The organism is Neosynechococcus sphagnicola sy1 (assembly GCF_000775285.1).
GTDB classification, from domain to species: domain Bacteria; phylum Cyanobacteriota; class Cyanobacteriia; order Neosynechococcales; family Neosynechococcaceae; genus Neosynechococcus; species Neosynechococcus sphagnicola.
The window spans coordinates 184289-204633 of record NZ_JJML01000016.1 but is presented as its reverse complement, the minus strand read 5'-3'; the positions used below and the strand labels follow the sequence as shown (position 1 = coordinate 204633).

The 20345-nt window shown below is 55.1% G+C and carries 16 protein-coding genes and 5 pseudogenes; 17 read left to right on the top strand and 4 right to left on the bottom strand.

Annotated features, from left to right (window positions below; all coding sequences use genetic code 11):
• Window positions 1-515 precede the first annotated feature (515 nt).
• The 6 genes and pseudogenes from DO97_RS08225 to DO97_RS08200 all read left to right on the top strand — a co-directional run bounded on the left by DO97_RS08225 (window position 516) and on the right by DO97_RS08200 (window position 6410).
• Window positions 516-1016, top strand: a complete 501-nt coding sequence (locus DO97_RS08225; RefSeq protein WP_036532334.1) for a DUF2231 domain-containing protein — start codon at window positions 516-518, stop codon at window positions 1014-1016.
• Window positions 1013-1618, top strand: coding sequence for a DUF2231 domain-containing protein (locus tag DO97_RS08220; RefSeq protein ID WP_036532333.1), 606 nt, complete (start codon window positions 1013-1015; stop codon window positions 1616-1618). Before DO97_RS08225 ends, DO97_RS08220 begins: the two co-directional genes overlap by 4 nt.
• Window positions 1619-1626: 8 nt before the next feature.
• Window positions 1627-2586, top strand: a complete 960-nt coding sequence (locus DO97_RS08215; protein WP_036532408.1) for a cytochrome c oxidase subunit II — start codon at window positions 1627-1629, stop codon at window positions 2584-2586.
• Window positions 2583-4267: pseudogene (gene ctaD / locus DO97_RS30955) on the top strand (cytochrome c oxidase subunit I). Before DO97_RS08215 ends, ctaD begins: the two are co-directional and overlap by 4 nt.
• Window positions 4254-4889: a cytochrome c oxidase subunit 3 gene (locus DO97_RS08205; RefSeq protein ID WP_036532332.1), complete on the top strand. Its 636-nt coding sequence runs from the start codon at window positions 4254-4256 to the stop codon at window positions 4887-4889. Before ctaD ends, DO97_RS08205 begins: the two are co-directional and overlap by 14 nt.
• 9 nt (window positions 4890-4898) lie before the next feature.
• Window positions 4899-6410, top strand: a complete 1512-nt coding sequence (locus tag DO97_RS08200) for a GMC oxidoreductase (protein WP_036532331.1) — start codon at window positions 4899-4901, stop codon at window positions 6408-6410.
• A 71-nt stretch (window positions 6411-6481) separates the two neighbouring features.
• Here the strand turns inward: DO97_RS08200 and DO97_RS08195 are convergent.
• Window positions 6482-7526: pseudogene (locus tag DO97_RS08195) on the bottom strand (zinc-dependent alcohol dehydrogenase).
• A 136-nt stretch (window positions 7527-7662) separates the two neighbouring features.
• Here DO97_RS08195 and DO97_RS08190 point away from each other — a divergent pair.
• Both DO97_RS08190 and DO97_RS08185 read left to right on the top strand, forming a co-directional pair.
• Complete coding sequence (locus DO97_RS08190) at window positions 7663-8529, top strand: shikimate dehydrogenase (protein WP_036532329.1); 867 nt, start codon at window positions 7663-7665, stop codon at window positions 8527-8529.
• Window positions 8530-8648: 119 nt separating this feature from the next.
• Window positions 8649-9083: a hypothetical protein gene (locus DO97_RS08185; RefSeq protein WP_036532328.1), complete on the top strand. Its 435-nt coding sequence runs from the start codon at window positions 8649-8651 to the stop codon at window positions 9081-9083.
• A gap of 31 nt (window positions 9084-9114) precedes the next feature.
• On the opposite strand, the gene DO97_RS08180 is transcribed toward DO97_RS08185, so the two are convergent.
• Entirely contained in the window at window positions 9115-9606 is a 492-nt protein-coding gene (locus tag DO97_RS08180) for a DUF4168 domain-containing protein (protein ID WP_036532326.1), read from the bottom strand.
• 150 nt (window positions 9607-9756) lie between these two features.
• Window positions 9757-10740, bottom strand: coding sequence for a DNA polymerase III subunit delta (gene holA, locus DO97_RS08175; RefSeq protein WP_036532325.1), 984 nt, complete (start codon window positions 10738-10740; stop codon window positions 9757-9759).
• Window positions 10741-10809: 69 nt separating this feature from the next.
• Between holA and DO97_RS30950 the strand changes: the two are divergent.
• The 9 genes and pseudogenes from DO97_RS30950 to DO97_RS08125 all read left to right on the top strand — a co-directional run bounded on the left by DO97_RS30950 (window position 10810) and on the right by DO97_RS08125 (window position 18434).
• Window positions 10810-11555 (top strand): annotated as a pseudogene (locus DO97_RS30950) (DUF1868 domain-containing protein).
• Between the two features lie 36 nt (window positions 11556-11591).
• Window positions 11592-12203 (top strand): cobalt-precorrin-8X methylmutase, encoded by a 612-nt coding sequence (locus tag DO97_RS08160; protein WP_036532323.1) that lies wholly within the window; start codon window positions 11592-11594, stop codon window positions 12201-12203.
• Window positions 12200-13509: pseudogene (cbiE, locus tag DO97_RS30945) on the top strand (precorrin-6y C5,15-methyltransferase (decarboxylating) subunit CbiE). Before DO97_RS08160 ends, cbiE begins: the two are co-directional and overlap by 4 nt.
• Window positions 13510-13544: 35 nt before the next feature.
• Window positions 13545-13934 (top strand): VOC family protein, encoded by a 390-nt coding sequence (locus DO97_RS08150; RefSeq protein WP_052128523.1) that lies wholly within the window; start codon window positions 13545-13547, stop codon window positions 13932-13934.
• A 1-nt stretch (window position 13935) separates the two neighbouring features.
• A pseudogene (locus tag DO97_RS08145) lies at window positions 13936-16352 on the top strand (endonuclease MutS2).
• Window positions 16353-16397: 45 nt separating this feature from the next.
• Entirely contained in the window at window positions 16398-16982 is a 585-nt protein-coding gene (locus tag DO97_RS08140) for a DUF3038 domain-containing protein (RefSeq protein WP_052128514.1), read from the top strand.
• Window positions 16983-16984: 2 nt separating this feature from the next.
• On the top strand, window positions 16985-17341 hold the full coding sequence (locus tag DO97_RS08135; protein ID WP_036532321.1) for a DUF4335 domain-containing protein: 357 nt from the start codon (window positions 16985-16987) through the stop codon (window positions 17339-17341).
• Entirely contained in the window at window positions 17338-18039 is a 702-nt protein-coding gene (locus tag DO97_RS08130) for a DUF4335 domain-containing protein (protein ID WP_036532320.1), read from the top strand. The genes DO97_RS08135 and DO97_RS08130 overlap by 4 nt, the downstream gene beginning before the upstream one ends.
• Entirely contained in the window at window positions 18036-18434 is a 399-nt protein-coding gene (locus DO97_RS08125; RefSeq protein WP_036532317.1) for a hypothetical protein, read from the top strand. The genes DO97_RS08130 and DO97_RS08125 overlap by 4 nt, the downstream gene beginning before the upstream one ends.
• Window positions 18435-18444: 10 nt before the next feature.
• On the opposite strand, the gene DO97_RS08120 is transcribed toward DO97_RS08125, so the two are convergent.
• Window positions 18445-20334: a R3H domain-containing nucleic acid-binding protein gene (locus tag DO97_RS08120; protein ID WP_081980673.1), complete on the bottom strand. Its 1890-nt coding sequence runs from the start codon at window positions 20332-20334 to the stop codon at window positions 18445-18447.
• Window positions 20335-20345 lie beyond the last annotated feature (11 nt).

The following is a 20345-nucleotide window of genomic DNA, read 5'->3' as shown; positions in this document are numbered from 1 at the left end:
TAGATAGAATACTCTTTTTTGTCTCCTTTTTTTATGTGCTTAGATATCTTTCAACACTTTTAGGTGAATAGCTAAGACTTTAACCTTCATATCTTTCATGAATGAATCTGACTCGAACGACGCTGAAGATTCATGTGTTTGGCAAAAGACAACCTGTCAGACTGCTGAAACTGGATATAAACCTTAAAATTTTCTAACAAACTCAGCCACAAAGAACATTTATTGCATAATCTACAAGCAAGGTGATATAACCCAACCCAGTTTTCTCGCTAGTGTGCTGCGATTGCTTGTTTTCGAGAACACTTCTTTGAGGGGTTTGCCTTAATCTCCAGTGAGGTAAGAAAATTTTTGGTTAGATTATAGACCTAGGGCAGTCCTTGTGATGTTAATACTTCTGCCCATCATCCTAAATTTTGTATAATTGCTCTCCAACCTAGAGGTTGATGATTTATTGTTTGCTTTAGTGAATTTTATTTTGGATTTGTATTGAGATTTGGTTCCTTAGTGGAAATATCATGCTGGAATATCTCCCCCCCCTCAACGATCACAATTTACCCTATCCCGATACCATTCATCCCATTGTGGTACATTTTGTAATTGCAATGGTGTTGTTTGCAGTACTATCCGATGGAATTGGTTATTTCACACGCAATACTCGCTTGTATGAAGTCAGTTGGTGGAATTTGTTTTTTGCGACGATTTCCATCTTCATTGCTATTATTTTTGGGCAGATTGAAGCAGGATTAGCAGAGCCTTACTCAGCGTCAGCTTCAACATTGAATCTGCATACCCTCCTAGGATGGTCATTGTCCGGCATTATTACAGCCGTCACGGCATGGCGCTATGTGTTACGTTCCCGTGATCCAAAAACATTGCCCCTACCGTTTTTGGTCGTCGGTATACTGCTAACCGGACTGGTATTTTTTCAGGTATATCTAGGGGACGTCTTGGTCTGGGTCTATGGGCTCCATACGGTTCCAGTCGTTGAAGCGGTGAGGAAAGGGTTGTTGCAATGAGTTCTGATTTAATCGATCAACTGAGAGGACAATTAGGTGCTAATGGTTTACCCTATGCCCTGCCGATTCATCCCAATTTGGTGCATTTGACACTGGGTTTATTCATTGTGGCGATCGGCTTTGATATTGTCGGAGTCCTATTCCCTCTGCAAAAACCGATCTTCAAATTTCTGGCAATCCCTGCGACCCGATCGAACTTCTTCGATGTGGGCTGGTACAACATGCTTGCCGCTGCTGTCATTACCTTCTTCACCGTAGGGGCGGGCTTCTACGAAGTAATGCTGGCAGACCCCCCCGCCGATGTCAAAAGCGCCTGGGGATTGCAGGCAATGGAAACCATGCTTTGGCACGGAGTCGGAGGGGTAGTGTTGTTGTTGTTGATCGTTGCGATGGCTGTATGGCGAGGGTTCCAACGGTTTCTCTGGCGTAAAGATATGGCGCAGCAGGTACAATGGCTCTACCTCCTGGCAGGACTGGGGATTTTTGCCCTGATGTTCATTCACGGGACGCTGGGGGCGCAACTAGCAGCGGAATTTGGGGTGCATATCACTGCCGATCGCCTGTTGCGCCTGGGAGAGAATCCGAATTTGCTGTTGAAGTGAGGTATCCCTTGAAGATTCGCATCATCTTGATTTTGGGGGGAATCGCGATCGCCCTTGCACTGATCAGCCTGTGGATGGGACAGCAAGCCTATGGCTGGTTCCCGCCCCAAGCCTCTCTGGAAGCCCTGTTGATTGATCGGTTATTTAGCGTTCTGGTAACCCTGGGAACCTTTATATTTCTCGGGGTTGTGGGAACCCTGACCTACTCGATGCTATTTCAGCAGGCGGGCAAGTACGACACCAGCGATGGTCCCCCGATGGAAGGCAATGTCACCCTGGAAGTCGTGTGGACGGCAATTCCCTTGGTGCTGGTGATCTGGATTGCGGGCTATAGCTATCAGATTTATGACCAAATGTCGATCTTAGGGCCGATGGAGCATGTCCATCTCCAGACCCAGAGCAGGGGGATGGCAACAGCCGTCGCGGCTCCCTTAGAGGATGCGGCGGGGGCAGCGATCGCACCGATGCATCCCATCGAAGTTCATGCTCGCCAGTGGGTGTGGGAATTTCGATATCCCGATCAAAACGTCACCAGTACAGAACTACATCTACCCAATAACCAGCGGGTAAAACTGGTATTGCAATCGGAGGATGTACTCCATGGCTTCTTTGTCCCCGCTTTTCGGATCAAGCAAGACATCATCCCCGGTCGGGTGATTGATTTTGAATTTACCCCAATTCGGGAAGGACGGTATCGATTGCGGGATTCCCAGTACAGCGGCACCTATTTCGCCGCCATGCAAACAGATGTGGTGGTGGAGTCCTCCGAGGCGTATCAGCAATGGCTAGCGGATGCCGCTGCCCATCCTCCCGTCCTGGCCTATAACCGGGCGTTTGATGAATTCCATCGGGCCAAAAAAAATCTCAGTGCTGGCTGGAAAACGGTTGAACCAGCTCCTCCTCCCTTGGTCAATGCCCCCAGCCATATTTCGGCAAATCTCCCTAGCGGTCAAAGGAGGCAGCTATGACAAATCTTTCTGTGGAAGCGATGCCCCCGATCGACCCACCCCTCCCTGGTGCACCCCCTAACTGGAAGCGATTCTTTAGTTTCAGCACTGATCATAAGGTGATCGGCATTCAGTATTTGGTCACCTCCTTCGTTTTCTTTTTGATTGGCGGCATTTTCGCCATGATCATTCGCGGTGAGCTGATCACCCCCGAAGCCGATCTCCTCGATCGCGCCATTTACAATGCCATGTTCACCATGCATGGCACTGTTATGTTGTTCCTCTGGACCTTCCCGTCCCTGGTGGGACTCTCTAACTATCTGGTGCCCTTGATGATTGGCGCTAAGGATATGGCTTTTCCCCGCTTGAATGCAGCCGCGTTTTGGATGGTACCGGTGTTTGGGGTAATCCTGATGGCCAGCTTCTGGGTTCCCGGCGGCCCTTCCCAATCGGGTTGGTGGGCATACCCTCCGGTGAGCCTCCAAAATCCCACCGGTAATCTGATCAACGGGCAAGTGTTGTGGATATTGGCGGTCGCCATCTCCGGCGTCTCCTCGATTATGGGAGCCGTTAACTTTGTCACCACGATTGTGAAGATGCGGGCACCGGGGATGACCTGGTTTCGCATGCCTGTGTTTGTCTGGACGGTGTTGGCGGCGCAAATTATTCAATTATTTGGCTTACCTGCCCTGACGGCAGGAGCTGTGATGTTGCTGCTCGATCTCACCGTCGGCACGAGTTTTTTTTGATCCGGCGAAGGGGGGTGATCCGGTGCTATTTCAGCATTTCTTCTGGTTCTACTCCCACCCAGCCGTGTACGTGATCATCCTGCCCATCTTTGGGGTGTTCTCGGAAGTGCTACCGGTCTATGCCCGTAAGCCCCTGTTTGGCTACAAGGTTGTAGCCATCTCTTCGCTGGTGATTACAGGATTAAGCGGGATAGTCTGGGTTCATCACATGTTTGCTAGCGGCACCCCCGGTTGGATGCGGATGGTGTTTATGGCCACCACAATGTTGATTTCCGTGCCCACGGGGATTAAGGTTTTTGCCTGGGTAGCAACGGTGTGGGGCGGCAAATTGCGTCTGAATACGCCGATGCTGTTTGCCCTGGGTGGCTTGACGATGTTTGTGTTTGCAGGCATCACTGGGATTATGCTGGCAGCTGTGCCGATTGACATTCATGTCAATAATACCTACTTTGTCGTTGGGCACTTTCACTACGTGATCTACGGTGCTGTGGTCATGGGCATGTATGCAGCGCTGTACCACTGGTTCCCTAAAATGACGGGACGCATGTATTCCGAAGGATTGGGCAAGCTGCACTTTGCCCTGACCTTCCTAGGCACCAACCTCAACTTTTTCCCCATGCATCCCCTGGGATTGCAGGGAATGCCCCGGCGCGTTGCCTCCTACGATCCTGAATTTGCTTTTTGGAATGTGATTGCCAGTCTGGGGGCGTTTCTCTTAGGGATATCTACCCTACCCTTCCTGCTGAATATGATTGGTTCTTGGATACAGGGCGAAAAAGCCCCTAACAATCCCTGGCGGGCGATCGGGCTGGAATGGTTGCTTTCCTCCCCCCCGAACGGTGGAAAACTTTGAAGCACTGCCGATCGTGATTGCTGAACCCTACGGCTACGGTAAATCAGAAGCCCTCGTCGCCAACCCAGATGCCTTGGAGGTCGCCCATGAATCCCACTGAAATCGATCCCATTCTTGATATTTCGGGGATCTCTAGTCATCCTGTAGAGAGCCATGGGTCGCCGGAACACAACCACGATGAAGCGGGCAACAGCATGTTTGGCTTCATTGTCTTCCTGTTGTCCGAAAGTGTGATTTTCCTCAGCTTTTTTACCGGATATATTGTCTACAAAACCACAGCCCTAGACTGGCTCCCCCCCGATGTCACTGGCTTGGAAATTCACGACCCTGCCATCAACACGGTGGTGCTGGTTTCCAGTAGTTTTGTGATCTACATTGCTGAACGCTTTCTCCATGCCAAAAATCTCTGGGGCTTCCGAGCCTTCTGGCTGTTGACCATGGCGATGGGGAGTTATTTCCTGTATGGTCAAGCGGTGGAATGGCGTAGCCTCCCCTTTGGCTTTACCGACGGTCTCTTTGGCGGCACGTTTTATTTACTGACTGGATTTCACGGTCTGCATGTCCTGACGGGGGTGCTGTTGCAGGGGATCATGTTGGGGCGATCGCTGATTCCTGGAAACTACGACAAGGGCGAATTTGGGGTGGCGGCGACCTCCATCTTCTGGCACTTTGTGGATGTGATCTGGATTATCTTGTTTGTGCTGATCTATGTCTGGCAGTGAGGGAACGTCATGATTATTGATGACCAATCCTACGATCTAATTATTGTGGGTACAGGCGCGGGGGGCGGTACCCTCGCCGCTAAACTGGCTCCCACGGGGAAAAAGATCTTAATTCTGGAGCGGGGGGATTTTATGCCCCTAGAGGAGCAGAATCGCAGTAACGTCGATATATTCAAGCGCGAACGCTATCATGCGCCGGAGCAGTGGTACGACAGTGCTGGAGAGCCGTTTTCTCCCCAAACCAATTATGCGATCGGCGGCAATACCAAAATCTATGGGGCGGCTTTGCTGAGATTCCGGGAGCGGGACTTTGAGGCGGTCAATCACCAAGCTGGCATCTCCCCTGAGTGGTGTTTGAAATATTCAGACTTTGAGCCTTACTACACCGAAGCCGAAGTCCTTTACAACGTTCACGGTCAGGCGAACTGCGAACCCACCGAACCTCCCCGGAGCGCTGCATATCCTTTTCCACCCGTGGCTCAGGTTCCTCAAATTGCCGAAATCTATGGGGCGATCGCCCAGCAAGGTCTTCATCCCTCTCCCCTGCCCTTAGGTCTTACCCGCCAGGAGGACGATCCAACCAACGATTCCGAGGTCAGTGGTATTGTCCCCGCCCTCACCCATGCCAATGTCACCCTGAAAACCGGGGCGAAGGTGGTTTGTCTCCACACCAATCCATCGGGTCGGGTGGTGAAAGGGGTAGAAGCGGAGATCGGTGGACAAGCCTACCTGTTTCTGGCAGATATTGTGGTGCTGGCCTGTGGTGCAGTGAACTCAGCGGCGTTGCTGTTACGCTCGGTGAGCGATCGCCACCCCCATGGCTTAGCCAACAGTTCCGATTTGGTCGGGCGTCATTTGATGAAAAGCTTGATGACCGTGGTGGTGCAACTGAGTACCAAAGCCAATTCGGGAGCCTTTCACAAGACCGTCTGTGTCAATGATTTCTATTGGGGGGATGCCGATTTTCCTTATCCCATGGGGCACATTCACAATTCCGGGGGGCTGCTCGCCGATGTGATTTTTGCCGAAGCCCCGCCGCTGTTTTCGGTCATGGCAAAATTTATGCCCGGTTTTGGGTTAAAGCAGTTAGCAACCCGATCCATAGGCTGGTGGGCACAGACCGAGGATTTGCCCGATCCCAATAACCGTGTGCGGTTTGAAGGGGATAAATTGTTTGTGGACTACACTCCTAACAACAGTGAGGCCCACGATCGCTTAATTTATCGCTGGACTGATGTGTTAAAAGCCATTGAAAAGGATCTGGATGGGTTTCAGCAGGGAGTGATGCATCCTCGGGGGGAGGTACCGATTCAGGTGATGGCAAACCAGTGTGGCACCTGTCGCTTTGGCGATGATCCGGCCACTTCCGTCCTCGACCCCAACTGCCGTGCCCATGATCTGGATAATCTTTACGTGGTCGATAGTAGTTTCTTTCCCTCCAATGCCAGTGTTAGCCCTGCTTTGACGGTGATTGCAAATGCGTTACGAGTGGGCGATCACCTGAGGGAACGCTTGCAGTAACCCAAGCTCCATCCCCAGAAATGAATGCATGATTTCACCCATCGATGGTGGGAACCCAAACCGTTGAGGGTTCAGGGATGAATGGCAACCTTGATCGCCCGCCGCTGCTTCATGGCTTGAAATACTTGCTCTAATGCCTGTAGCGGTTGGTGATCACTGATCAAGTTCTCAAAGGCAATCTGGCGACTCGCCAGCAACGCTAAGGCCGATCGCACATGGAAGGGGGTGTTATGGAAAACGCCTTTCAGGGTCAACTCCCCATAGTGCAACTGCTCTGTATTCACAGTGATCGTCGTATCCCGAGGGCAGCCACCGAACAGGTTGACGATCGCCCCCGGCCGCGCACAGGCGATCGCGGCTTCCCAGACCGCTGGAACTCCCGTGGCTTCAATGACCACATCGGCCCCCCAACCTTCGCCCCAGTCTTTGACAAACGCTGGCAGATCCGTCATCTGATGATGGTTCAGGATCTGGGTGGCACCAAACTGGTGACCAATGGCAAGCCGTTGGTGATTGCCCCCGCACAGCAACACATCTACCCGATAGGCTTGCAATGCGGCGACAAACATCAAGCCAATAGCCCCATCGCCAATCACGACAACCCGTTGCCGCAATTCGCCCTCATGCCCCCGTTGCAGTTGGGAACGGGCCACACCGTGCAAGACACAGGCAAGGGGTTCGGTCATGGCCGCCAGTTCATCGGGTAACCCTGGGGGAATGGGCAGCAGATTTTGGGCCACGATCGCCGCTGGAATTTTCAAGTATTCGGCAAAGGTGCCATTGTTGAAACATAGGTGCGTACAGAGGGAAAACTCCTGACGCTGGCAGAAAAAACCAGCGCAAACAGGGTGCCGAATTATTGGCAACTACGCGATCACCCACCCGCCAATCCGTCACCCCTGCCCCTAGGGCGACAATGCGCCCCACAGCTTCATGGCCAAACAGGGTGGGGGGCTTCAGCATCTTGGCATGGCCGCCGCGACGCCACACCTTGAGATCGGTACCGCAGGTGGTGGCAGTTGTGACCTGAATCACCACTTCTCCAGGGGCGGGGGTGGGGTCGGGGACGGTTTCTAGGCGGAGATCTTCGGAACCGTAAAGTAAGGCTGCTAGCAAAGTTTCAATCGACTTAAATTCCGATTGATTTTACCAAACTCTGGGGGGTGCCCCTGGGAGACTATTGGTCGCTCGCCATTCCTATGAGATCGTGAAAGCAAGATCTTAGGCCCAAGCACAGACGGAGGAGCGCACCATGATTACAGGTCAGACCAAATTACTAGGGGTGATTGGCGATCCCATTGGGCATTCCCTTTCCCCGGTGATGCACAATGCCGCCCTGGCAGCCATGGGCCTAGATTATGCCTATTTACCCTTCCCGATTCGGGCTGCGGATCTGCGGGTGGCGATCGCCGGTTTGGCAGTGATAGGAGTTCAGGGTTTCAGCGTCACCATTCCCCATAAACAGGCGATTGTACCGTTATTGACCGAGGTTTCAGAGACAGCTCGTGCCATTGGTGCGGTGAATATGGTGCAATGGACTGACCAGGGATGGGTGGGAACCAATACAGATATGGCCGGATTCTTAGCACCCCTGCGAGCCTATCCCTGGGACTGGAGCCAGCGGGTTGCCGTCATTCTGGGTAATGGGGGGGCTGCCCGAGCTGTGGTCGCAGGCTGTGCCCAGTTGGGCTGTAGGAGCATCTGGGTCGTCGGCAGAGATCCCCAAAAGCTGGAGGCCCTTCGCCAAAGTTGGGACAACACGGCACTGGCAACGCCGATACAAACCTGTCTATGGGCTGATTTCCCCCCCTTAATTCCCCAGGCCAACCTGCTGGTGAATACCACACCCATCGGCATGTATCCCCAGGTGCAAGCCTCCCCGGTTACCGAGACAGCATTGGCAGATTTACGCCCTGGGGCGATCGCCTACGACTTAATTTATACCCCCCGACCCACCCGCTTCCTGGAACTGGCACAACAACGGGGGGCGATCGCCCTCGATGGCCTGGAAATGCTCGTCCAGCAGGGAGCCATTGCCTTAGAAAGCTGGTTGGGGCAACCCGTGCCCATCGCCGTGATGCGTCAAGCCCTGGAACGGCATCTTAAAACCGTTGGTTAAACTGCTCCCCATCCAGTTGCGTATTCTTAGCTGGCCTGACCAGCACGATAGTTTGCTAGAGTGGAGCTGAGGCTAGTGATATAGCCACCATCTTGATCGACTTACCGTTGAGGGCATCTATGGGATTGCGAGCCGTGACGATTTTCCTGATCGGCATCCTCCTGTGGATGTGCAGTGCTGTGTTACCTCCCGATGCCCTAGCCCTGACCCAAATCAAGCTGTCTAACCTTTCCTATCACGAATGCCCAGCTGATGTTGGGGAGGGAGCAGTTGACAGTGGTGGGGTCTTGATGGCTGCTCACTGCTACATTGTCACGGGCAAAACCCTGAATCCCTCTGGCAAAGTCATTTATAACGCGGATATCTTTGGGCGGATTTATGATGCCAATGGCAACCCTGTGATGCAGAACCGCACTCGCTTAGGTGCCATCGAAACGATACCTCCGGGTGAAGGGGAATTTGAGTTAAGAATCTCGGTGCCAGAAAGTCAACCGACGCCACTACAGCTAGAACAATTTAAGGCTGCTGGTTTCACTGGTAAAGTACGTCGCTGAGGGCTGAGTTGAGGGGGGGCTAGATTGCGTCTCAGCGATTGCGCTGGAGGCGGAGTAATTCTCGCTGCACCAATTGCTGGAGTTCCTGATCGTTGCGGATCTTGAGGGTAATCTCGTTAAACCGGGAAGGGGTCAGTCCATAGCTTTCGACAATGGTCTTAGACTGGCGACAATAATCAACCACAACCCGACGAATGCTGCGAGGTAATCGGGCAATACCTGCTTGGCGATTACACACAACAGACGATAAGTCACCAGCACTGACGGTGCGCTTAATTTCATTAAAAGCTGCCTGCCTCACAGGTTCAATCGCCAGCACGGCTCTGGCATAGTTGGTAATTTCACTGTCACTGAAGGTCTGAGCAGCGGCCAGAGAACTCAGTGCCAGTTTGTAGGACGTTCCAGTCCAACTGGGTACGATCCCTCCCAAAATCCCTGCGGTGACGATCGCCCCTACCACTAGCGACCGTGCAAGCACCCGATTCAGGTTACGTCTGAAGGCATGGTGCAGAGAGTTTGTCATAGTTTTGTTTCGTTGACCCAACACAAACCCGGAATCAAGGTGGACCTGAATTACTCTGAACTATTTTCGAGGGAAGAAGTTCCAGATCAGGGAATCACCAGATCTCGCTTCTAGGGTGATCGCTGCTCCTGATGCGGATGCCGGAGCCGCTCACTGACACAATTCAATGATCTTGGTCTGGAGGGTCGAAACCTCCTCAGCCCCCTGCTTGAGTCTAGTTTCCAGATCTAACAACAAACCTAGCGTTCGCCGCAGTCGTCGCAACGACAACGGCTTCACCTCCTGTTGCAGGAAATAGATGCGTTTGGGATTGCTGACTTCGGCAGCCCTTGCAATCTCAGCCTCATCCCGGACTCCACTTTCAACCATGAGCTTCACCCACAACCAGATGCGAAACTGTCCGACAAGGGTGGCGACAATTCTGAGGGCAGGTTCATTGCGATTGATCAAATCTATGACTAATTCTAAAGCCTGGGCGGTCTGCCGCTGACGAATAGCAGCTGCTAATTGCAAGCTACTCTGGGTATTCACGATCACCAGGGAGGCAATCACGGCTGCATCCAAGGGCGGAGTGGTCTGACCCCGCTGCTCCCCACTATAGAGACGGAGTTTCTCGAGTTCACAAAATAATTGCCGCGTGTTGTTACCGACTGCTTGAGCTAGGAGTTCAGCCCCCGCCGTGGTGAGTTTGACCCCCGTTTCTTGGGCAACCTGCCGGACTTGCTGGAGCAGGAGATCGGTTTTCCAGGGGGGAATCAGAGAAAACTCCCGAATGTTAGCCCACTTCTGGAGGAGTTTCGTAGACTTGAGCCGACCATCTGGCTTATTGCGACTGGTGAGGAGCACCACTGAGGTCTCTGGTAAGACAGGCAGGGTGCGCTCTAGCTCAGCCAGCAGAGGTTCCGAACATTGTTGCGTTAGGGTAGTGTCTACCAACCAAACTAGCCGACAGCCAACGCCAAACACCGGGGTCATTGCCAGGTTCAATCCTTGAATCACCCCATCGGCCTGGTCGGGGATCACCTTATCATAGTTAAAGCTCGCCCATTGCGGGTCAAGATATTGAGTTTGCAGGGCGCTCGCTGCCTGGGCGATCGCAAACTCATCCTCTCCCCAGTAGAGGTAAATTGGCATAGAGCACACCTAACGAGGTAATCGAGATTGGACGAGAGTTATCAGATCTACCTAAATCGTGTCACGCGGATGACCCTGGTAGATACCTATAGATCGCAGATCCAGCATCTCCAGGAGTCCCCCAAATATCGGCAGTCTATACCAGGGAAGCTGGAGGCGTTACCATTTCCTGGCTATACCGTGATTACACCACCCTGGAGTGAAGATCCTGAAAATGACTTGATCTACCAAAGTTTGCAAGTCTGCCAACAACAATTACTTCAGCAGCTGATGCCTGGGTTCATGGCAGCGGTTACCCCCCGAGAGCTTCCATCTCACCTTGGCCGATCTGATTTGGGACAGTGCCTTTTTGCATGCCACCACAGAGAACCCAGGGTTTGAAGCCCAACTCCAGGGGACAATCACCGACAGTTTTTCAGCAGAGTCAACCCCTGCTGGGGCAACAGCAGCCTCTGGGGATGCAGGTATTGGGGTTGATTCTCATGCCCAGAGCCTTAGCGGTTTGTCTCGTGCCAACGGATGAGGATGCCTACACCCGGATGACGAAGTTGCGGCGATCGCTCTACCAAGATCCAGGCTTGATGGCGCTGGGAATTGAGCAGCAGTATGGCTTCACCGCCCATATTACCCTGGGATATTTTGTGGATATCTCCCCCGATTTTGATCGGTTCCAATTTTGCGACCTTCTGGAAACCTTGAACCAGCAGTGGTTAGATGCCCCCCAGGTGCTGGCGGTTCACCGGGCTGAGCTGCGAAGGTTTGAGGACATGACCAACTATCATCGGCAACCTGACTGGCCAGTGTTGGAGTTTTAAGGCCGTGGTGTCTCTCCCTTGCCCTACCCCGCATCCATGACCTTAGTTCACCATCCGATTCTGCAACAAAGCTTTGCCGTCATTGATCAAGAGATCGGGGCGCATAGCCTCAGTCCCCAAGAGTATGCCGTTGTCCGGCGGGTGATTCACAGTACTGCTGATTTTGACTTCCAACACCTGATTCGCTTCAGTCCTGGGGCGATCGCCACCATGATTCGCCAGTTAGCCCAAGGAATTCCCATCGTCACGGATGTCACCATGGTCAAACAGGGCATTAGTAGTATGGTTGCTCAAACCTTTGGCAACCCCTTGATCAGTGCCATCGAGCAGGTGTCGGCTCCGCTGCCGGGGCGAACTCGCACGGAAACCGGGATCTTGCAATGTTTGCAAACGGTGCCGGAGGCAATCTATGTGATTGGCAATGCTCCAACAGCCCTCCTAGCGCTGTGTGCTGAACTACAAGACCGCCCCCAAGGCGTGAGTGTCATTGGAGTCCCCGTGGGGTTTATTGCAGTGCTGGAATCGAAAGCAGCCCTGGCTCAACTGGCAGTGCCTCAGATTCGTGTCACGGGACGCAAGGGCGGTTCCCCCGTGGCAGCGGCGATCGTCAATGCCCTGTTGGTGCTGGCTTGGGAAGCTCTCCGATGACCCCGATCCATGTGGTGGGCATTGGCTTAGACGGATCGGCGGGATTAACGGCAACCGTGCAGCAGCTGGTTACCAGCGCTACGGTGTTAGTGGGCAGTCCGCGTCATTTGAGTTACTTCCCCCAGCATCCGGCAGAGCGGCTGGTTTTAACGGATCTCACCCTGGTGATCGCAGCGTTACGGCAGCGGTTGACGGTTGAGGCATCGGCAACGCAGCGGATTGTCATTCTGACCTCGGGGGACCCTTTATTTTCGGTTTGGGGCGTTTATTACTGGCGGCACTCCCCCCAGACTCCCTCAGCTTTTACCCCCACCTCAGTGCCGTGCAACTGGCCTTTAACCGCATCAAGGTTCCCTGGCAAGATGCCCAGGTCTTGAGTGTCCATGGGCGATCGCCGCAGGCCTTGATTCAGGCTTTGCAGCAGCGCCATGGCAAAATTGCGGTACTCACCGACCCCACCCATACCCCGAGGGCGATCGCCCAGTTACTTCTAACCCTGGATTTATCCCAGGCTTACCACTGCTGGGTGTGTGAGAACCTCGGCGGCCCGGATGAACACCTGCAGTGCTTCAGCCCCGTTGAACTCGCAGCCCACTCAGCCGCTGACTTGGTGCCGCTGAACGTTGTGGTACTGCTAGGGGTTGAATCTGGGGCGATCCCTCCCCCGGATGAATTGCCCTTACTGGGGCTGCCCGATCCCTATTTTTTGAATTTCCCCGATCAGCCGGGACTGATCAGCAAACGCGAAATTCGTACCCTGATTCTGGCAGAATTAGCGCTGCAACCCCAGCAGGTGGTCTGGGATGTGGGAGCCGGCACTGGCTCGGTGGCAATCGAAGTCGCTCGCCTTGTGCCCACGGCTCAGGTCTATGCCATTGAAAAAACCGCCATCGGCGTTACCCTGATTCAGCAAAACTGTCAGCGATTCCAGGTCAACAACGTCACAGTCTGCCCAGGGGAGGCTCCCGCAGCCTTGCAATTGCTGCCTGACCCCGACCGGATTTTTATTGGTGGTAGCGGCGGCAATTTACCATCGATGTTGGCGATCGCCCCCCAGCGGCTCAAACCCCAGGGCGTGATCGTGCTGGCACTGGCAACCCTGGAGCATCTGCATCAAGCTCTGACCTGGTTTCAATCCAGTGAGTTGTCCCTGGCTGGGTGGCAACAGCGGTTGCTACAGGTGCAGATTGCCCGCGCCATCCCCCTGGCTGCCTTAACGCGGTGGAGTCCCCTCAATCCCGTTACCCTATTGACGATTACCGCCCCTTCCGGGGAGGGGACTGGAGATGGCCGGAAACTTCTCTAGAATGGATGCAAGAGACCCATGGTAATCAAAGCAGGATGAAACTGAAACGCTTGGGGCATGTGGCGATCTGTGTAGAGGATGTGGCACGAGCCGCCCAGTTCTACCAAGACCTGGGACTGGATTTGGTGTGGCAGGATCAGGACTGGGCTTACCTGAAAGCTGGGGACGATGGATTGGCGCTTTTGAGTCCTAGCTATGCCCAAGCAAGGGCACACTTTGGGTTTGTCTTCAGCGATCGCGCCGAACTGACCCTCTCCCACACCCAACTCCAGGGCGCTGGCATTCCTGTGAGTCCGATTTTGCAGCATCGGGATGGCACCGCTTCCTTCTATGGGCAAGATCCGGATGGCAATGCCTTTGAGTATCTCTATGAACCATTGGCGGTGGTAACCGCAGTGGTGCCCCTTGCAGTTGAGGCAGACTGATTTGATCGAAACGGAAACCCTGGAACTGCTGGAATGGCCCCGGCTATGCCAGCATTTAGCCACCTTTGCCAGTACCAAACTGGGGGCGATCGCCGCTCGACACCTGCCGATTCCCCCGACCCAGGCCGAGAGTCAGTACCTCCTGGATCAGACCCAAGAGGTCTACAACCTGGAAACACGCTTGAAAACCTGTTTGAGCTTTGAGGGCATTGAGGACATTGGGGAATCCCTGGAGCGAGCGCAACGGCGGGGAACCCTGTCCGGGATGGCACTGTTTGCCATTGCCACCACCCTGGCAGGGGTGCGCCAACTCCGGCGGGTGATTGATAGCCAACCGGACTGTCCTGGGTTGACCACCCTCGTGGCGGATCTGCGCACCTATCCCGAACTGGAGCAGGAGATTTATCACTGCATTGACGAGCGTGGGGAGGTGACCGACCGTGCTAGTTCAAAATTAGCGGGGATTCGCGAGCAGCAACGCCAGGGTCGGGAGCGGGTCTATGAGCTGCTGCAACGGTTGCTGCAACGGCAGGCCAATGCGATTCAGGAATCCCTCATCACCCAGCGGGCCGAACGGTTTGTGATTCCAGTCAAAGCCACCCATCGAGATCTAGTTCCTGGGATTGTCCATGACACCTCCATGAGTGGAGCCACCCTGTATGTGGAACCCCACGCCACGGTGAACGTTAACAATCAGCTACGGCAACTGCGGCAGCAGGAAGCGGCTGAATCGGAGGCCATTCGCAGTACTTTGACGGCAAAGGTAGCAGCAGTCCAACCTGACTTAGAAGCTCTGTTGGCGATCGCCACGGCCCTAGACTTAGCCACCGCTCGGGCTCGCTATAGTTTGTGGCTGGCAGCGAATCCCCCCCGATTTGTCACCGATGACGATCTGACATCCCCCTTGTTGACCCTGCGACAACTCCGCCATCCCCTGTTGCACTGGCAGCAGCTGAACGAACAGAGTCACCCGGTGGTACCCATTGATGTGATCATTCAACCCCAGTTGCGGGTGATTGCTATGACAGGCCCCAACACCGGCGGTAAAACCGTGACCCTCAAGACCCTGGGATTGGGGGTGTTAATGGCCAAGGTGGGGTTATTTGTCCCCGCCCGGGAGCCGGTGGAAGTGCCGTGGTTTGATCAGGTATTAGCCGACATTGGGGATGAGCAGTCCCTGGAGCAAAGCCTGTCCACCTTTTCCGGGCACATACGCCGCATTGTGCGGATTCTGGCAGCCCTCACCCCCGCATCCTTGGTGTTGTTGGATGAAGTCGGGGCTGGCACCGACCCCACAGAAGGCAGTGCCCTAGCAACAGCCCTGCTGTACCATCTGGCGTCCCAAGCGCGACTCACGGTGGCAACCACCCATTTTGGGGAACTAAAAGCCCTGAAATATCAGGATACCCGCTTTGAAAATGCTTCGGTGGAGTTTGATGATCTAACGCTATCCCCCACCTATCGACTGCTCTGGGGGATTCCAGGCCGTTCCAATGCCCTAGCGATCGCCCGCCGCCTGGGTTTAGCCGCTGAGATTATTGACCAAGCCCAAGCCCATCTGGGGGGAGGCTCGGAAACCATCAATCAAGTGATTGCGGGCTTAGAGTCCCAGCGCCGTCAGCAGGAACATAAGGCCCAGGCTGCCAGTCAACTCCTCAGCCAAACCGAGCAACTCCACCAAGAACTCACCGAGCGAGCAGCGCGGTTGCAAGCGCGGGAACGGGAGTTAAAGATGGCTCAGGAGCAGGCCGTGCATGCGGCGATCGCCCAAGCCCGCCAAGAAATTGCCCAGGTAATTCGCCAGTTACAAAAAGGCACCGCCACGGCTCAGGATGCCCAACAGGCCACCGCCGCCCTCCAAGCCATTGGCGATCGCCATCTCCCTCCTCAACAGCAGCAGCCACCACCACCGCCAGACTTTCGGCCTCACGTGGGCGATCGGGTACGGATTCCGCGACTGGGTCAGGTGGCCGAGGTACTGAGGATGGAGGGTAACGATGAGCTAACCGTGCGGTTTGGCTTCATGAAAATGACCCTCCCCCTCGCTGACATCGAATCCCTAGACGGTCAGAAGCCCCGCCTGCCCCAGCCATCATGGATGAGTGCTACCTCGGTGCGCCCCCCCCACGGCAAGGCTGAACCCACCCCCCCCGACCCCCGAGTCCGTTGAGCTATCCATTCGTACCAGCCGCAATACCCTGGATCTACGCGGCAGTCGGGTTGCCGATGCAGAATTGGCGCTAGACAACGCCCTAGCAACGGCTTCAGGAAGCCTGTGGGTAATTCATGGCCATGGAACGGGGTCGGCTGCGTCAAGGCATTCATGCCTTTTTACAACAGCATCCCCTAGTGGATCACTTTGAATTAGCAGCCCCAGCGATGGGCGGTGCAGGGGTGACCATCGTCCATCTGCATTAGCCACTACAATGGCAACGGAGCGTCTGGTCCATTGCCCTCGAACCCATGGCCTCGTTTGTGAACTCAACGGTTTCTGTTTTGTCCCGGCAACCCCTAGTTCCTCAGTCTGATCCAGCCCAGTTGGAGAGTATCAAAGCCCAATTGGATCTGGTGCTGTTGGCCTTGGAAGCGCTGGCAGATATTGGTTCTGAGGCAATTCTCCAGGCAGCGGCAGATCTGGATCTGGATCAGATGATTGCCGACCGCGTGGCGTTGTGGCGGTTGCGCCAGGCCAGTCCGCTCCGCAAAGGTCAGGGGGGGCGCAAAAAACTGGATGTGGATGAGGCGCGATCGCTGGTGCTGATCAGTTGTTATCTGGCTCAACAGCATCAAGAGCTGATTCGTCGGGCAGTTGCCCTACTGGAACAGCTGACTGAACAAAACCGAGAACCCCACCAGTCAGCGCTCCTGGGAGACTATTTGGATTGCTTCTGTGATCTCTATCAAGAACGGATGGCCGCTGGAGATGAGACCTCCCCCGAGGTGCTGTCCCACCTCGCCCTGAAGCTGCTGATTGACTTACTGTTCTACAGCGCTGCCAGTGGGCCGCGTCACTTCTGGCTGGCTCTCTTGGAGCGCTCCACTCCCTAACCATGGTTTCTATCCACTGCTGCCCCCCCTGCAACCTAGCTGCCATGTCCCTGCCTCCCCCAACTGTGCGCCACTATCTCTCGCCTTCCTGGATCCTGGAAATCAATGCCTCGCAATCCCTGCTGTCTCGCTGGGTCAAGCGTCCCCGGTTCCAGGAGATTGTCTTCCAACTCAGCTTGGACGATCCCCGTCTCCCTGGGGATCAGGCACTGGTGCTGCAAGGCGATCGCCCCCAGCTCACCGCGTTACATAGGGCTGTTGAAACCTATGTTCAGACCTTACTCGCCCACCCACTGCTGCCTCCAGCCAGGCTGTCAGCCATTAGCAGCCAGATGCCTCCCCCAGCCCTCCCCCCGTGAGCGGCAACCGTTGTCAGTCAGATCTGAAGGGGGTAGGGCAACCTCCGGTTGTCCATCGTCCCGGCAGTGCCGAGGGGCTGACAGAACTGCCAACCTCACCCGTGCCGATTCCCAGTCTCAGCGAACCGGATCGACCCTCGGAACTGCTCTCCGATCAGATCTACCTTCAACCCCGAGGGCTGGTCTCCCACGATCTATTTCTAGGGGTTCTGGCTACAGAGGCCACCGGGCGCGTCTGGCGGTTGACTGTCCTGCAACTGTTTGATTTAGCCACGGTGCTGGATGCCTACGAAACCGAAATCCAGTCCCGCCTGGAACAGCGTCGTTGGCCTTCCCTACGGATGCCCCCAGAGTGGCTCCGCACCGCCGCGATCGCGGCGATCACAGCCGGTCTCACCACCGTTGCCGTGCAATGGGTCAATCGTCCGGCGATGCAACTGGTGAGTGTGCCAGCGGTGGGCAGTGCCAACCAGCAGCCAGCAGGGAAGCCGTTGTCCACCCTGCCCGTCCCCAAAACCCTGGCGACTTCTCCCCAGCAGTTACCCCCCGTTCCCGCTGCAGAGGCTGCCGGTGAGCCGCTAGCCGCCACGACCTTGCCCCCCGTGCCCAACTCCCCGCTCCCACCGCCCCCCCCGCCGGGGCGATCGCCGCTGCCCCGGATCTGCCCCCAATCTCCTCAGCCCCTCCTGGGATTGTGATCATTCCCAGAGCCAGCAACGAGCAGGCAATGCCCCCAAGTTTGCCCGATGGATCAGGGGTAACCGCTGCCCCAGAACGCCGCGATCGCGCTGCCAATACCGCCTTTGACACCATTCCCCAGGTGGCAGAAATTCGCAGCTATTTTCAGCAGCGTTGGACACCCCCGGAGGGTTTAACTCAGACCTTGGAGTATCGACTCAACCTCAATCCCGACGGCAGTATTCAGCAAATTACTCCCCTGGGGCAGGCCGCTGGCACCTATGTCGATCGCACAGGTCTGCCCCTGATTGGGGAAGCCTTTGTCTCCCCTTTGCCCGGAAACCACAGCGCCACCATTCGGTTAGTCCTCAGCCCCAGTGGCACAGTGCAGACTTTCCTGGAATCGCTGCACTAATGCTCAGATCTCACGCAGGGTAGATGCGAAGTCGCCGATTGGGTTCATCCCCAAAACTGCGAGATTCTAAGTGATAGTGCTCCACGAGTTCATGCTGCATTTTGCGGATACTGGCAGAGCGGGGGAGTAGTTCCACGGGTTGCCCCTTGGGAATTACAATTTGCTCCACCGCTAGCCGGGCTTCTTCCAGAGCCTCCATTTCATCTTCACTATCCCCCTTCATGAACAGCCCCACATCTTCTCCGTCCGGCATCTGAGGGTCATCTAGGTTTAATAACCGCCGCAGTGCCCGGACAATCTGGGGAATGGTGTTGGCCTTGAGGGTGTGGATGGGAAGTTGACGATTCTTTGCCAGCTGCCGCAGTTTGGCATGACTTTTAACGTGCGATCGCAGGGCTAAAATCACATCAGCACTGTCCATATCTTTGGTGAGTACCAAGGGCAGTTGCAGGGTCTGGATGACTTGATCAATTTGATGGCGACTGACGGCATAGGGATAGAGATGCAGGGGCATCCCCTCCTTCGGAGCCAGTCCCAGACCCTCGCTACCGTTGAAACTCCCATGACTGGGCTGTTCCAACCGCTCCATCTGGTAGAACGATTCTTGCAGCATTTGTTCAAAGGAAGGTTCCTCCATAACCCCACGGGGATGGCTACCCAAGGGCTCCGCCCTCGGCGATCGCGGTGGAACGAGATGCGGCTTTTGAGACAGGGGCAGCATTTGCCCAGAGGTGCGCCAACCCCCACTGGCCCAAGTGCCCCGCTGCTGGGTTTGCGCCGGTAAGCTCTCAGTTGCTGGCAGGCTGGATAACTCATGGGTGATCACGACTTTTCCGGTTTCACTCACCGTGCGGATCTGGGGATGGGGCTGCCGTCCCCGTAACAGGCTGTCAACACTGTCTGCAACCTGTTCATGGACCACCCAACGCTGGCGCTCCAGCATCTCCACTGCGATCGCAAACGTCGGTGGAGCTTTGCGCTCTAACACAGTTTTCTGACTGCCGCGTCGTCTTGCTTCTTCGTCCCCCAGGGTTACGGATTGAATGCCACCCACTAGATCGGAAAGGGTCGGATTTTTCATCAAATTTTCAATCCGATTGCCATGGGCGGTGCCGACAAGCTGAACACCCCGTTCCGCAATGGTGCGGGCTGCTAGGGCTTCTAGCTCCGTGCCAATTTCATCAATGACGATGACTTCTGGCATGTGATTTTCCACGGCTTCGATCATCACCTGATGCTGCAATTCCGGGCGAGCCACCTGCATCCGGCGAGCGCGTCCGATCGCTGGATGGGGAATATCTCCATCCCCAGCAATTTCGTTGGAAGTATCAATGATCACAACCCGCTTCTGGAGGTCATCCGCCAAGACCCGGGCAATTTCTCGCAGGGCGGTGGTTTTACCCACACCGGGTCGCCCCAGCATCAAAATGGACTGCCCTGTTTCTACCAAATCCCGAATCATCCCAATGGTGCCAAACACCGCCCGTCCCACCCGACAGGTGAGACCAATAATGTCGCCAGTGCGATTGCGCATGGCGCTGATCCGGTGCAGGGTTTGTTCAATCCCAGCCCGGTTATCGCCACTAAAGTGACCGACCCGATCAATACAATGCTGGAGATCGGTGCGGCTGACGGGGGTCTCTAAAAGGTAATCAGCTTGGCTGGGAAAACGGGCTTCAGGACGACGCCCGAGATCCATCACCACCTCAATCAATTGATCGCGCAGGGAATGTTGCTCTAGGGGCACCCGAATTGCATCCGGGAGAATCTCAAACAACTTGCGGAGATCATCGGCGATCGCGGTTGTAGAGACAGCGGCAGCCAGCGCCTCAGGATTGGCCTCAGACGGAAGCGGGTCTATTTCAGAATCAAAGCTGTTGCGGGGGTGAGAACTCATCATCGGGGTCTGGG